This is a genomic window from Campylobacter sp. IFREMER_LSEM_CL2256, assembly GCF_025771645.1.
GTDB lineage: Bacteria > Campylobacterota > Campylobacteria > Campylobacterales > Campylobacteraceae > Campylobacter_D.
Genome location: NZ_JAKMQQ010000001.1, coordinates 137,902 through 152,120, shown reverse-complemented (window position 1 = coordinate 152,120; position 14,219 = coordinate 137,902). Strand labels below are relative to the sequence as shown.

Here is a 14,219-nt window from a genome sequence, read left to right as displayed (position 1 = left end):
TCTAAACTTTATTTAAAGCCGATTAACATACAATAAGTTTATGAAAAGAAATTTAGAAATTAAAAAATTATTTTTAGAGCATTTTGGACAAGCAAAAACAGAATTAGTTTTTAGTAATGCTTATGAACTTATAGTTTGTGTTATGCTTTCAGCTCAATGTACTGATAAAAGGGTTAATCTCATCACACCAGCTTTATTTGAAGCTTATCCTAGCGTACAAGATTTAGCTAAGGCAAACTTATCATCTTTGAAGCTTTTGATTAATTCTTGCTCATTTTATAATAATAAAGCACAAAATTTAATCAAAATGGCTCAAGCAGTTTGCGAGCAATTTAATGGTAAAATTCCTATGAATGAGCAAGATTTAAAAACTCTAGCAGGAGTAGGACAAAAAACTGCACATGTAGTAATGATAGAATGGTGCGGGGCTAATTGTATGGCTGTAGATACTCATGTATTTAGAGTTTCACACAGACTTAATCTTAGCAAAGCCAAAACCCCTGAAGAAACAGAAAAAGACTTAACTAAAATTTTTAAAGATAATCTAAACTATCTTCATCAAGCTATGGTGCTTTTTGGACGCTATACATGCAAGGCTAAAAATCCTTTATGTAAAGAGTGTTTTTTAAATCATTTATGTAAGAGCAAAGATAAAAAGTTAATCTAGCACTAAATTAGTGCTAGATGATTTTAATGAAAGAATGGTAGATATAAGAAAGCATTAATCACTAAAGCATTTACTATATCTATGAAAAATGCACCTACTAAAGGCACAATAATAAATGCCATATGGCTCATACCATAGTGATTTGTTACAGTTTGCATATTCACCATAGCTGTTGGAGTAGCACCTAAACCAAAACCACAATGTCCTGCTGCTAAAACTGCTGCATCATAGTCTTTTCCACATATTCTAAAGGTTACAAATATAGCAAAAGCAGCCATCATAGCAACTTGTACTACTAAAATTACTAGCATCGGTAGTGCAAGGGTTACTAGATCCCAAAGATTAATAGTCATTAGTGCTAAAGCTAAGAATAATGACAAGCTTACATTACCTAAAACTGATACTTCTCTATCAAATACATGGTGAATTTTTGTAGCTGATAAAACATTTCTTAGAACAACACCCACAAAAAGACAATACACAAAAGTTGGTAAAGTAAAACCTGTATTTGCTTTGATATAAGTAGATAAAGCATTACCTATTAATAAACATAAAGCAATCAATGCTAAAGACTCTATAAAAGAAGATGGAGTGATCAATCTTTCTTTTTCTGGAGATTGGAAATTTAAAATCGCATCTTTATCATCATTTTGTTTTGGAACTACTAATTTGTGTTTATGAACCAAATATCTCGCAACAGGCCCACCTATGATACCACCTGAAATAAGTCCAAAAGTCGCACAAGCAATCGCAACGGTAGTTGCACTAGAATACAAATAAGGTTCTTTAATAAATTCAGCCGCCCAAGCTGCACCTGTACCATGACCACCACTCATTGTAACAGAACCTGCTATAAGCCCCATAAGCGGATTTTGTCCCATGGCAGTTGCTACACCTATACCAACTATATTTTGCGCAAATAGTAAAGCTACAACTACAACTAAAAAAACTGCTAATTTTCTACCACCTTTTTTTAATGAAGCAAAATCAGCTAACAAACCAATACTTGAAAAGAATGCAAGCATTAACGGATCTTTCATAGATTCATCAAATTTAATGTCTAGCGAAAAAGAACTATGTAAGATTAAAAGAATAATCGCAGCTATTCCACCACCAACAACTGGCTCAGGGATATTATAATCACGAAGAAATTTTACCCTTTTAATGACAAAAACGCCCAAAAGCAATACTATAACCATAGTAACTAGCGTTGCATAAAAATCAAATTTCATACCTCTCCTTTGTTTGATTTACTTATCAATTGTAATCTAAATGACTTTAAAAACAACGCAAATAAACACTACTCTTTACTAAGATATTACAAAATGAAACATTTTTAAGTCTATTTTACTCTGAAATCAATACTATATTATGATACAAATTAATATTTTTAAGTAAAGACAGTTTCGCTCTACTAAGCTCTTGAAGTGAATTAATAAGCAAAGCATCCGCATCAAGATAATCTTTTAGCTCATTACGCCCTAATTCATATTTTTCAAAATATAATTGTGTAATTTTTGCTTGATTGGCATTGATATCTTTTACTAAATTTAACAAATCATTATAGTATTTATCATTTTCATAACAAAGTTTAAACTCATGAATAGCTCTTTGTAATGCATCTTTATACTCATATAAGCGTGCTTGGTATGCAAATTCAGAAATTTTTACATTTTGTCTTACTCTATAAAAGTCCAAAAATGGTAAGTCAATAACAACATTACCTCCTAAGATTAAAAATTTAAAACTCTCATCAAAATTTTTATCACTCCCATCTAAATTTCCCAATATTTTTATACTAGGCAAAATACTTTTTTGCACACTTGCATAATCCTTATAAGAAGCCATAAGTTGATTTAGTTTTGCTTGAACTTGTGGTCTATAAGCAAGCATTTTTAACTCTATATCAAAATTAATTTTTTGCAATGAAAAATCTTCAAGTGTATAATTTAGCATTTTATTAATCAAAAATCCATCATCTTTACCTAGTAAATCTTTTATATTTTTAAGTGTTAAGTCTTTATTTTGCAAATTTGTAATGATGTTTTGTTTAGTGTTTAATAAAGACTTTTTAATATTTAAAAGATCAATATATTCAACCTTACCATAATCAAATTTAGTAGTATAAATTTCTAGCATTTGCTCAAGATTTTTTAAATGATTGTTTAGCAAGTGATCTACATCATTAAAATAAATCAATTCAAAAATACTATTAATTGCCAAATTAATCGTATCAAGCTCTAAAGAGCGTAACTCATATTCGCTTGCTTTTGCTAAAAATTCAGAACTAGCAACTTGATCTGAAATTTTGCCATATATATCAAGCTCATAATTTAACACAATGCCATTTGAGAAATTATGTATTTCTGCGCCATTGTTTAAATTTTTTCTTATGTTTGCACCTAAATTTCCACTCAAAGTAGGATAAAGATCTAAATTTAAAAGCTTATATCTAGCTAAAGTGCTTAAAAAATTAACTCTTGCTACATTTAGATCTTTGTTATTGTCAATAATAGCTTTTAAGATATTATTTAAATCTTGATTATTATATTTTTCCCACCAAGCCTTGCTTGCATTAAAATCTTCAAAATATTCTTTTTTTATTTGATCTTGGAATACTTGTTCTAATTTTACTCCTACGCAAGCATTTAAAAAAAAGGCTATAAAAAATAATAAAAATATTCTCATCTCATTCCTTTGATAAAGCACTAATAGGATTTAAATTTGCTGCATTTTTTGCTGGGAAAAATCCAAAAACCACTCCGATTAAAACCGAACTTAAAAGCCCTAAAAATACTGAATTTAATGAAAGTATCATCGTAAAACCAAAATTTAAAGAATTAAATACTTCAATGATAATAAAAGAAAGCATTACTCCAAAAATAGCCCCTAAGGAACAAATCAACACAGCTTCAATTAAAAACTGCATTAAAATATCTTCTTTTCTAGCTCCAATAGCCATTCTAACTCCAATTTCCCTTGTACGTTCACTTACTGAAACAAGCATGATATTCATCACACCAATACCACCTACTATCAAAGATACCACCGCAATAGAAGAAATAAGTAAAGTCAAAGTAGCAGTATTTTCCTCAATAGCATTTTTAATTGCATCAGAATTTATAGTGAAAAAATCTTTTTTTCCGCGTTTAATCTCTAAAATTTTTACCATAGCCTCTTCAGCTAAAGCAGGATTTACCTCATCTTTTACCTTAGTTACTATAGCTCTTATTTGCTTATCTCCTGTGATTTTATTCATCAAAGTAGAATAAGGAGTATAAATTTTAATGGTATTTTCATCAGCTCTAAAGCCTTTATTATCTCTTTCTTTTTTTAAAACACCAACTATGGTTAAAGGCTGTTTGTTAAAAATCACACTTTTACCTAAAACATCTTTAGCACTGATATTATCAAATAAAATTCTCAAAGCATTTTCATCTATAATGCAAATATTAGTATTATCTTTTATATCCTCATTATTAATAAACCTACCATCCACCATCACAAAACCTCTAAGTCTTAGATGATTTGGTCCTACTCCATAAATTCTAGCTTGTAAAGAATTATTCTTATAAGTTACTACCCCTATTTTACCCACATCTGCTTCTACTGCTTCTAAATAAGGCAAAGAACTTAAGGTTTTTAAATCACTTAAATTAAGCCTTGTTCTACCCGATCGAATATCCCCCAAGCCACGCCCTGAAACAACTTCTATGGTATTAGTCCCAATAGAGCTAATAGAAGCAAGTATATTTTGTTGGGCTCCAAGTCCTAAAGCAACCACGCAAACTACTGAAGCTATACCTATGATAATACCAAGCATAGTAAGCAAAGAGCGTAGCTTGTGTGCTACAATGGAAGTTATGGACATTTTTAAACTTTCAAAAAGCTGATTTTTAAGCAAATTAAAGCTTTTTTTCTCTTTTGGTATTAACTTAGCTTTTATTTCGTCTGCTTTTTTTGCACCATTATCGCTTATAATCTTACCATCTTTAATTTCTATAACTCTTTTTGCTCTAGCAGCTATTTCTCTATCATGAGTGACTAAAACTACAGTGTGTCCTTGATCGTTTAGTTTATTTAAAATTTCTAAAACTATCTTACCGCTTTTAGAATCAAGCGCACCCGTTGGCTCATCTGCTAAAATAAGCTCACCACCATTCATCAAAGCTCTTGCTATGGAAACTCTTTGCTGTTGCCCACCACTTAGTTCATTTGGCTTTGAAAGTTCTTTATGATCAAGCTCTAAAAAAGAAAGTAATTCTTTAGCCTTTTGCGATCTTTCATGTTTGTTTTTACCTGCATAAACAGCAGGTAAGGCTACATTATCTTTAGCATTTAAAAGACTAAGCAAATTATATCTTTGGAAAATAAAACCAATTTTTTCGCGTCTAATTCTTGCTTTTTCATCTTTACTTAAATTTGTAACTTCATATGCATCTAAAAAGTATTTTCCACTACTTGGCTCATCAAGTGTGCCTATAATATTTAAAAGAGAGGTTTTACCACTTCCTGATTGTCCTATAATGGCTACAAATTCCCCTTTTTGAATATAAAGATTAATATTTTCTAAAATAGTTGTATTATTAATCTTTTTTTGTATATTTTCTAAACATATCATTTTTTATTTTTACCTATGATAATTAAATCACCCTCATTAATACCATCTAAAATTTGAGTATTTAAACTATCTTTGATACCTAATTTAACAGGTGTTTTTACACTTATATTATTAGCTTTTAAAATTTCTACATAATAACCACTTGCATCGCTTTTTATAGCTAAAGTTGGTATAACTAAGGTATTATTTTCTGTTTTAATGGCAATTTCATTTTCTGTGCTCATACCTATGCGTAAAAAATTATTATCATTTTTTACAAAAACCCTTGCATAATAATACACAGCGCTAGTGCCAGTACTTGAGTTTGAGTTTAAATTTGTATTACTTGTTGCATCGCTTATGGTAGTATTTGCTGGATCTATGCTTGAAATAGTTGCTTCGTATTTTTTATCAGGTTCATTTAAAATGCTAAATTTAACTTTTTTTCCAACACTGATTTTATTAATATCAGCTTCAGCTATTTGCATACGAATTTCCATTTCACTTAAATCAGCCAAACGCACTATACTTGGTGTATTTTGGTTTGCATTTACAGTTTGTCCTTCTTCAACTGCTACATTAATAATCTCACCCTTACTAGGTGCGGTTATAGTAGTATAAGCTAAATCTTTTTGAGCATTTTTTAAAGAAATTTCAAGTTGAGTAGTTTGAGCTTTTAAATCAGCCACATTTGCCCTTAGGGCATAAAAAGTATTTTTAAGATTTTCAAGATTTTCTAAGGAAGTAGCCTTTTTAGTATAAAGCTTTTGCTCTCTTTGGTATTGTTTAGTAGCTATATCAAGAGCGATTTTTTTACTTTCTAAATTTGCCTTTGCACTTTCAAGCTGAGCTTTGGTAATATCTAAATCATTTTGTTGCTTATCTTTATCAATTTGTGTGATTAAATCACCCTCATTAACATGATCACCTAATTTTACATAAAGTTTAGTAATTTGCCCACTAACTTGTGCACCAACATCAACTTGGGTTTTTGCATAAACTTCGCCAATTGCTTCTATACTTTGAGTGATGTCTTGTTTTTTAACCTCATAAGTTAGATAATTATATTCTTCCTTATTTGCAAAAAAGAAAAAATACACCCCTATAATGAGTATAATCAAAAATATGCTTAAATAAATTATTTTTTTCATTTTAATCCTTTAAAAATCATATAATAAAACATTTGTATGAAGCAAAAATAAAATTGTAACAATAAAATATAATTTTAACAATTTTAAAGCTTATAAGATATAAGATAAATCAAAAAAAGGAAAAATAATGCAAGATTATTTAAATTTAATGCAAAATCGATCTTCTATTAGAGCTTATACTCAAGAAAAAATTTCTAAAGAGAATTTAGAATATATCTTAGAATGCGCTAGATTATCTCCTAGCTCCTTAGGACTTGAACCTTGGAAATTCTTAGTTTTTCAAAAAGATGAACATAAAAAAGAAATTGCTAAAATAGCTAATAATCAAAGCCATGTAGCAAATTGCGCTGCTATTATAGTTGTAATCTCAAGGGCTGATTTTAAAGATTATTTTGAAGAAAAACTAAAAAAGAGAGGTTTAAGCCAAGAAGAATTAAACAAACGCTTGCAAACTTATAAGCCATTTTTAGACGCAATGGATTTAGAACAAAGTTTTATTTATGCTAAAGAACAAAGCTATCTTGCTATTGCAAATATTATCAATGCTGCTTATAGTTTAAATTTAGGCTCATGCATTATCGGTGGCTTTGATAAAGATAAAATCAATCAATATTTAAATTTAGACACTACCAAGCAAAGAGTATCCATGCTCATTACTTTAGGACATACCCAAGAAAATACTAGCGTAGAAAAAGCTCGTTTTGCATTTAATGAAGTGGTAGAATTTAAAGATTAATCAAATATCAAAACTCCATTTAAATTTTATATAATAAAATAATATTTTTAAAATAAAATGGAGTTTTAAATGCAAGGAAATTTCTTAAAGATTTTTGGCGTATTGCCATTTTTAGCAGTGGCTTTTATTAATGCTTTTGTGGATTTAGGACACAAAATCATTATACAAAATACCATTTATAAATTTTATGAAGATAGCACCCAACTTTTTTTAACTGCTATTGTTAATGCTTTGATGCTTTTGCCTTTTATTCTTATGCTTTCGCCTTCTGGATTTTTAGCAGATAAATTTCCTAAAAATAAAATCATGAAAATATCTGCATTATTTTCGGTAATATTAACTTGTATTATTTGTTTGTGTTATTATCTTGGAGCATTTTGGCTTGCTTTTGTAATGACTTTTATCATGGGAGTACAATCTGCCTTATACTCTCCTGCAAAATATGGCTTTATAAAAGAATTAGTAGGAAAAGAGCTTTTAGCTATGGGAAATGGAGCTGTCAATGCAGTAAGCATTGTGGCTATTTTAGCCGGTATGGCAGTATTTTCTCTAAGCTTTGAAATGCTTTTTGAGCCAAATTTTAACACTCCTTCAGATATTTTAACACAAATTGCACCTTTGGGTTTTGTATTAATAGCTTTTGCTTTATTAGAACTTTTTTTAGCTTATAAGCTTCCTAGCTTAAAAGAAGAAGATAAAAATTTAAGCTTTGATAAAAAACAATATTTCCAAGGAAAGCTTTTAGCCTCTAATTTAAAAACAATATTTTCTCATAAAATCATTTGGCTTTGTATTGTAGGAATTTCACTTTTTTGGGCCATATCACAACTTTATTTAGTGAGTTTTCCTGTATATGCAAAAAATGATCTTTTTATAGAAAATACCTTTTATGTACAATGCTCTTTAGCTTTTTCCGGTATAGGAGTAATTATAGGATCGCTTATTAGTGGTAAGTTTTCTAAAAATTACATCGAATTAGGCCTTATACCACTAGGCGCTTTAGGGATTTTTCTAATGAGCATTTTAATGCCATTTTTAGAAAACTTACTAAGTTATAGTGTAGTGTTTTTTATTTTTGGTTTAAGCGGGGCATTTTTTATCATACCTTTAAATTCTCTCATACAATTTCATGCAAAAGAAAATGAATTAGGAAAAGTCTTAGCAGGAAATAATTTCATACAAAATATTTTTATGTTAGGCTTTTTAGCACTAGCTACTTTTGCTGCTTATGCTAAAATTGAAGTGATAAATTTGTTTTATTTTATCATCGCTGTAGCATTTTTTGGAAGCATTTATGTACTAGGTAAATTACCTTTTTCTTTAGTGCGTTTATTAATGAGTATAGCGTTTTTTCAACGCTACCGTTTATTGGTAGAAGGTTTTGAGAATATTCCTGAAAAAAGTGGAGCGTTATTACTTGGCAATCATATATCTTTTATAGATTGGGCTATTGTGCAAATGGCTATACCAAGAAAAATTTATTTTGTTATGGAAAAAAGCATTTATTCTAAGTGGTATATTAGAATTTTTCTTGATAAATTTGGAGTTATTCCTGTTTCAAGTGCTTCTAGTAAATCAAGCTTAGAGCTTATTGCTATGCATATTAAAAATGGAAATTTAGTTTGTCTTTTCCCAGAAGGAGTACTTTCACGTCATGGACAACTTAATGAATTTAAAGGCGGATTTGAGTTAGTTTGCTCAAAATTAGAAGAACAAGATGGGGTGATTTTGCCTTTTTATATTAGAGGACTTTGGGGAAGTGCTTTTTCAAGAAGTGATGAAGAATTTTCAGCAAGAAACCGCAAAATAAGCAAAAGAAAAATCGCTATTGCTTTTGGAAAAAGCTTGCCAATACACACTAAAAAAGAAGTGGTTAAAGCAAAAGTTTTTGAACTTTCTTTTATTGCTTGGAAATCTCAATGTGAAAGTATGCATACTATAGCCAGAGCTTGGATAGATAGCGCTAAAAGAAATTTAAGTCAAATAGCTATTGTTGATCCTTTAATAGGTGGTATTACCTATAGAAAAATGCTTGCTTTAAGTTTAGTTTTTAGCTCTTTCATAAAAAATATATCGCATGAGCTAAATATACAACCTACCCAAGGAAGCTATGCTCCAAAAGAAGAATGTGTGGGAATTTTACTCCCTGCTTCTATGGCTAGTTCTCTTTGCAATCTAGCTGTATTGCTTGCAAATAAAATCGTAGTAAATTTAAACTTCACAGCAGGTGTAAAAGCAATTAATCAAGCCATTCAAAGCTCTCAAATTCAACAAATTTATACTTCTAGAAAATTTATGGAAAAATTAGAAAATAAAGGTATAAAACTAGAATTTGAAGAGCATGTTAGAATCATTTTTATGGAAGATATTATCGCAAGCTTTAAAAAACAAAAACTCAAAATCTTTTCTATGCTTGCTTTGGTAAGTATCTTACCTACTTGTTTAATAAAAGCATTATTTGCACCTAATAAACAAAACCTTGCCATAGCTGCTATATTATTTAGTAGTGGTAGCGAGGGAACACCAAAAGGAGTAATGCTAAATAATCGTAATATTTTAAGCAATATAGCTCAAATTTCAGATGTATTATGTGCAAAAAATGAAGATGTTGTCTTATCTTCTTTGCCACCTTTTCATGCTTTTGGATTAACTGTAACTACTTTTATGCCTTTATTAGAAGGGATTAAAAGCATAACACATGCTGATCCAACAGATGCACTAGGTGTAGCAAAAGCTATAGTAAAAAATAATGTTAGCATTATGTGTGTTACTTCAACTTTTCTAGGTATTTATGCAAGAAATAAAAAACTTGATGCGATTATGTTTGAAAGCTTAAGGATTATCGTCTCAGGTGCTGAAAAACTCAAAAGTGAAGTAAGAAGCGCCTTTGAAATGAAATTTAAAAAACCTATTTTTGAAGGTTATGGAGCTACTGAAACCACTCCGGTTGCAAGTGTAAATTTACCGAATAAATTTGATCCTGATTATTGGATTTTACACCGTGCAAATAAAGAAGGTAGTGTAGGTATGCCTTTACCAGGAAGTGCTATACGCATAGTAGATCCATCTACTTATGAAAGTTTAAATCATGGAGAAGATGGATTAATACTCATTGGTGGCCATCAGGTTATGGTAGGTTATTTAAACAATAAAGAAAAAACCGGTGAAGTTATCAAAGAAATCGATGGCATACGCTGGTATAATACCGGCGATAAAGGTCATGTAGATGAGGATGGCTTTTTATATATAGTAGATCGTTATTCTCGTTTTGCAAAAATTGGTGGTGAGATGATATCTTTAGGAGCTTTAGAAGAAGAAATTGCTAAATTTATCAATACAGATATAGTAAAATTTTGCGCAGTGGCACTAGATGATAATAAAAAAGGTGAAATGGTATGCTTATTAGTAGAATGTCAAGAGCAAGATTTTGAAGGAATTTGTGAAGCGATTAAAAACTCTACTATGCCTGCTATTTTTAAACCAAGTAGATATTTTAAAGTAGAACAAATTCCACTTTTAGGTTCTGGCAAAGTGGATTTAAAAGGTGCTAAAGATTTAGCTAAAATCTTGCAAGAAAATTAATCCCCAAAGTAAATTTTACTTTGGGAAATTTTACAAACTATTTCTTTTAGTTTTATAATCATATTTTTTATCAAAAACAAGTTTATCGTTTTCTTTGACTGCTATTTTTCCCTTAATATAAAAATACTCCAAATCACTAGTTTGTGTTAAGATTATATCAGCCTCCATCATACAACCCTCACGTCCTATTTGCATTGTTTGAGTAATGGTATATTGCGCGCTTAATGGGTTTTCATTTTGAAGTTTTAATTCTCTTTTTAAATTATGCTTTACTAAAACATCAACCTCATCAAACCTATAAACACCTTCTCCAAAAACTCCGCCAACACCATCTGTAATACAAGTCCAAGTATCGTTTAAAATATCATAAGAAATGCTTCTATCTACCCTACCTTCTTCTAAAAGTGTTATTGGAGTTAAAGGAGCACTTTGTGCTTGCATATTGATTTTATTACTATTTTGTCCATTAAAACATGGCAAATTAAATTCACACTCATTTAAATCCAAAGTCAAGGTTGAAATTTTTGGCATAGGCCAAAACATAGGCCAAAAAGAATTTGCTAATGATAATCTTATCTTAGAACCCTTGCCAAATCTATATCCACAAGCATCAAGTTTGATTTGCTTTTGGATAAATTCATCTTTTTTTAAAGGTATAAATTGCTCTTTATCATCACTTAATGCAAGATTGATCACTCCATAACTTACTCTTTTTACAAAACCATCAGCTCTAACTTCACTAAGCTGAGCAAAGAGCATAGCTTTTCCTTGATCACTTGCAATTTTTACATTTAAAACCGGAAAACCCAAAATATCTAAATCTTGTTCTAAAAAATCACTTTCAAAAACAACTGCCATCCCATCATCCAACCTTTGATCACTAGGACTTTCTCCTAAAACACCAGCCCCCATCCACTCTCCGGATAAAAGCCCATGATTTAATGGAGTGTTAATTTTGATAAATTCACTTGATTTTTTGCATGTTAGTTTATACGGATTTAAATAGTATTTTTTATAGCTAATATCATTTTTAAAATCATTTAAAGCAACAAAACGACCTTCTACTTTCTCTGTTTTTGAATTTGGCTTAGAGCTATTTTCAATATATGCTTGTATCATAGGAGCTTCAAGCACATCGTTTTCTTCATTTTTAAGCCATTTATCCCACCATTTAAGTGCTTCTTGCAAAAAACCCATTGCAGGCAAAGGAGATCCATCATGAGGATAAACATGAGCCCAAGGACCAACAATAGCTTTTTTTGGAACTTTCAAAGCATTCATTAGAGTAAAAACAGGATTAGTATAAGAATCAGCCCACCCATCTAATGCAAAAACAGGAACTTGTATATCATCATAATTTTCTCCAACAGATCCATGCTTCCAATAATCATCTTTTAAAGTATGCTCAAGCCACAATGCGGGCCATAAAGGCATATTCTCAAGCCTATTGAGCCATTTATTTCTACCATTTGAATCAATTTTTGGATCAACAAAGCGCGATTGATATGCAAGCATAATATTACCCCACCAAAAATTATCATTAAGTAAACATCCACCTTTATAATGAATATCCTCATTAAACCTATCATCAGTAAAACCTACTACTATAATTGCTTTTAAATTTTTAGGTCTTCTTGCTGCAACTTGTAAAGAATTAAAGCCACCCCAAGATTTACCCATCATACCAATATTCCCATCACACCATTCTTGCTTTGCAATCCACTCAATGACTTCTAAGGCATCATCTTGTTCTTGTTTTAAATATTCATCTTCTAATAAACCATCAGATTCCCCACTTCCTCTAATATCAACCCTAACAACCGCATAGCCATTACCACTAAAATATCCGTGCATAGGCTCATCTCTGCCCCTTGTTCCATCATTTTTTCTATAAGGAATGTATTCTAAATATAGCAGGAACTTTTTCTTTAACCTGAGGAAGCCAAATTCGTGATGAAAGCTTAGTGCCATCTTTTAAAACTATCCATTCATTTTCTATTACTCTAACCTTGTTTTTAAAGTTAAAAACAATTTCCTTCATTTCATCTCCTTTTTATTGTATTTTTTAATCCAAATCAAACAAAACATTACACCCAAAATAGCCATAGCTATCATAATAGTAAAATATATATGAAAACCTTTTACACCTGGATATCTATCCAATAAATCTCCAGCAAGCAAAGGTGCAAAAACCTCAGGTAAATATCCAAAAGTAGATACAATACCTATGGCCATACCTGCCAAATGAATAGGAATTTTTCCCTCACTAAGTAAAGAATAATAAATTCCAAAATTAGAATACATAGCTACATAAATTACCACACAAGCAGAAGTTAAAACGCTCATTTGCAAAAATCCATTTAATTTTGAACTAAGCATTAAAAAAATAACACCAATTCCCATTAAAATAAAGCCTATCATCATTATTTTAGCCTTTCCATATCCATCTGCTATAAACCCACCTACCACAGAAGAAACAGGACGAATGTATTGAGCTAATACTGTTAAAATAGCTGCAAAAACAGCAGAAGCTCCTATCACATTACTTGCATAAGGAGTAAAATAATAAAAGCTCATATTAAAAAAATAGGTACAAAAAGTAATAGCAACCACAAGCCAAAGAGCAGAATTTTTCAAAAGAAAAACTAAATCTTTGATTTTAATCTTCTCGCTTTGTTCATTAACCTCATCTTTTAAAAGAAAAAATAATAAAACAGCGCTTGCAATAGGAGCTATAGAATAAAAAATAATAACCATTTCTATACCTTGTGCGGCTAAAGCTTTTGTTTGAAAATATCCAAAAATACTTGTAGCTATAGCCAAATGTGCAGCACCAACAACACCTCTACCACCTTCAAAAATTCCATAAGCTTTTGCTTGCTCTTTAGAATTTGCCAAACTTCTTACTATTTTCATCAAAGAAGGCCAAAAAGTTAATAATGAAGTAATCCCCCAAATTCCATAAATAATCAAAAGTGCATTTAAAGAAGTAAAATATAAATGCAACAAACCACCAAGTCCTGTAGCAATTAAAGAAAAAATCAATAATTTTTTTGGCGCAAAACGATCTGCTAAATATCCTCCTAAGGCATAAGAAAACAAACCAAGTAAGCCATAAGCACTACCCAAAAGGCCCATTTCAAAATTATTTAAATGATAAAGACTCATATAATCATCATAATAATATTTTCTAAAATAAGGCAAACCATAAATAATAGATCCACAAAAAGATAATAACAATAATGTAAAAAAATTATTTTTTAAACTTTGTTCTTTATTTTCATACATTAAAAACCTCCTTTTTTATACTATATATGATTTTTTTATTTTTTAATCTAAATATAGATAATTTTGCATAAAAATTTTAAATTGATATATTTTTTTACACACTTAAGATAATTTTTAAAAAATTTTTTTAATTAAATGAGTTGCAATAAAAACAAAAACTCTACAAAAAATTAAAATTATCTATAAATTTTTATA

10 protein-coding genes are annotated in these 14,219 nt (G+C 30.0%); 3 read left to right on the top strand and 7 right to left on the bottom strand.

The window, feature by feature from the left end; genetic code table 11:
• Positions 1-40 precede the first annotated feature (40 nt).
• On the top strand, positions 41-667 hold the full coding sequence (nth, locus tag L8U00_RS00790; protein ID WP_263708175.1) for an endonuclease III: 627 nt from the start codon (positions 41-43) through the stop codon (positions 665-667).
• A 23-nt stretch (positions 668-690) separates the two neighbouring features.
• On the opposite strand, the gene gltS is transcribed toward nth, so the two are convergent.
• The 4 genes from gltS to L8U00_RS00770 form a co-directional block, all read right to left on the bottom strand.
• Complete coding sequence (gene gltS, locus L8U00_RS00785) at positions 691-1,899, bottom strand: sodium/glutamate symporter (protein WP_263708174.1); 1,209 nt, start codon at positions 1,897-1,899, stop codon at positions 691-693.
• 115 nt (positions 1,900-2,014) lie between these two features.
• Entirely contained in the window at positions 2,015-3,355 is a 1,341-nt protein-coding gene (locus tag L8U00_RS00780) for a TolC family protein (protein WP_263708173.1), read from the bottom strand.
• A gap of 1 nt (position 3,356) precedes the next feature.
• A complete protein-coding gene (locus tag L8U00_RS00775) occupies positions 3,357-5,288 on the bottom strand; it encodes an ABC transporter permease (RefSeq protein ID WP_263708172.1) in 1,932 nt (643 codons plus the stop codon).
• Positions 5,285-6,418, bottom strand: coding sequence for an efflux RND transporter periplasmic adaptor subunit (locus L8U00_RS00770; protein ID WP_263708171.1), 1,134 nt, complete (start codon positions 6,416-6,418; stop codon positions 5,285-5,287). The genes L8U00_RS00775 and L8U00_RS00770 overlap by 4 nt, the downstream gene beginning before the upstream one ends.
• A gap of 127 nt (positions 6,419-6,545) precedes the next feature.
• On the opposite strand from L8U00_RS00770, the gene L8U00_RS00765 reads away from it, so the two are divergent.
• Together L8U00_RS00765 and L8U00_RS00760 are read left to right on the top strand one after the other, a co-directional pair.
• Entirely contained in the window at positions 6,546-7,154 is a 609-nt protein-coding gene (locus tag L8U00_RS00765) for an NAD(P)H-dependent oxidoreductase (protein ID WP_263708170.1), read from the top strand.
• A 69-nt stretch (positions 7,155-7,223) separates the two neighbouring features.
• Positions 7,224-10,736: an acyl-[ACP]--phospholipid O-acyltransferase gene (locus L8U00_RS00760; RefSeq protein ID WP_263708169.1), complete on the top strand. Its 3,513-nt coding sequence runs from the start codon at positions 7,224-7,226 to the stop codon at positions 10,734-10,736.
• Positions 10,737-10,766: 30 nt separating this feature from the next.
• Here the strand turns inward: L8U00_RS00760 and L8U00_RS00755 are convergent, their stop codons facing one another.
• From L8U00_RS00755 to L8U00_RS00745, 3 genes are read right to left on the bottom strand one after another with little or no spacing between them, the layout of a single operon-like run.
• Positions 10,767-12,590: a CocE/NonD family hydrolase gene (locus tag L8U00_RS00755; RefSeq protein WP_263708168.1), complete on the bottom strand. Its 1,824-nt coding sequence runs from the start codon at positions 12,588-12,590 to the stop codon at positions 10,767-10,769.
• Between the two features lie 34 nt (positions 12,591-12,624).
• Entirely contained in the window at positions 12,625-12,777 is a 153-nt protein-coding gene (locus tag L8U00_RS00750; protein WP_263708167.1) for a hypothetical protein, read from the bottom strand.
• Positions 12,774-14,024 (bottom strand): MFS transporter, encoded by a 1,251-nt coding sequence (locus L8U00_RS00745; protein ID WP_263663202.1) that lies wholly within the window; start codon positions 14,022-14,024, stop codon positions 12,774-12,776. The genes L8U00_RS00750 and L8U00_RS00745 overlap by 4 nt, the downstream gene beginning before the upstream one ends.
• Positions 14,025-14,219: the final 195 nt, after the last annotated feature.

Coding starts and splice junctions, on each gene's coding strand:
- nth (WP_263708175.1), top strand. CDS start 41: ATGAAAAGAAATTTAGAAATTAAAAAATTATTTTTAGAGCATTTTGGA.
- gltS (WP_263708174.1), bottom strand. CDS start 1,899: ATGAAATTTGATTTTTATGCAACGCTAGTTACTATGGTTATAGTATTG.
- L8U00_RS00780 (WP_263708173.1), bottom strand. CDS start 3,355: ATGAGAATATTTTTATTATTTTTTATAGCCTTTTTTTTAAATGCTTGC.
- L8U00_RS00775 (WP_263708172.1), bottom strand. CDS start 5,288: ATGATATGTTTAGAAAATATACAAAAAAAGATTAATAATACAACTATT.
- L8U00_RS00770 (WP_263708171.1), bottom strand. CDS start 6,418: ATGAAAAAAATAATTTATTTAAGCATATTTTTGATTATACTCATTATA.
- L8U00_RS00765 (WP_263708170.1), top strand. CDS start 6,546: ATGCAAGATTATTTAAATTTAATGCAAAATCGATCTTCTATTAGAGCT.
- L8U00_RS00760 (WP_263708169.1), top strand. CDS start 7,224: ATGCAAGGAAATTTCTTAAAGATTTTTGGCGTATTGCCATTTTTAGCA.
- L8U00_RS00755 (WP_263708168.1), bottom strand. CDS start 12,590: ATGCACGGATATTTTAGTGGTAATGGCTATGCGGTTGTTAGGGTTGAT.
- L8U00_RS00750 (WP_263708167.1), bottom strand. CDS start 12,777: ATGAAGGAAATTGTTTTTAACTTTAAAAACAAGGTTAGAGTAATAGAA.
- L8U00_RS00745 (WP_263663202.1), bottom strand. CDS start 14,024: ATGTATGAAAATAAAGAACAAAGTTTAAAAAATAATTTTTTTACATTA.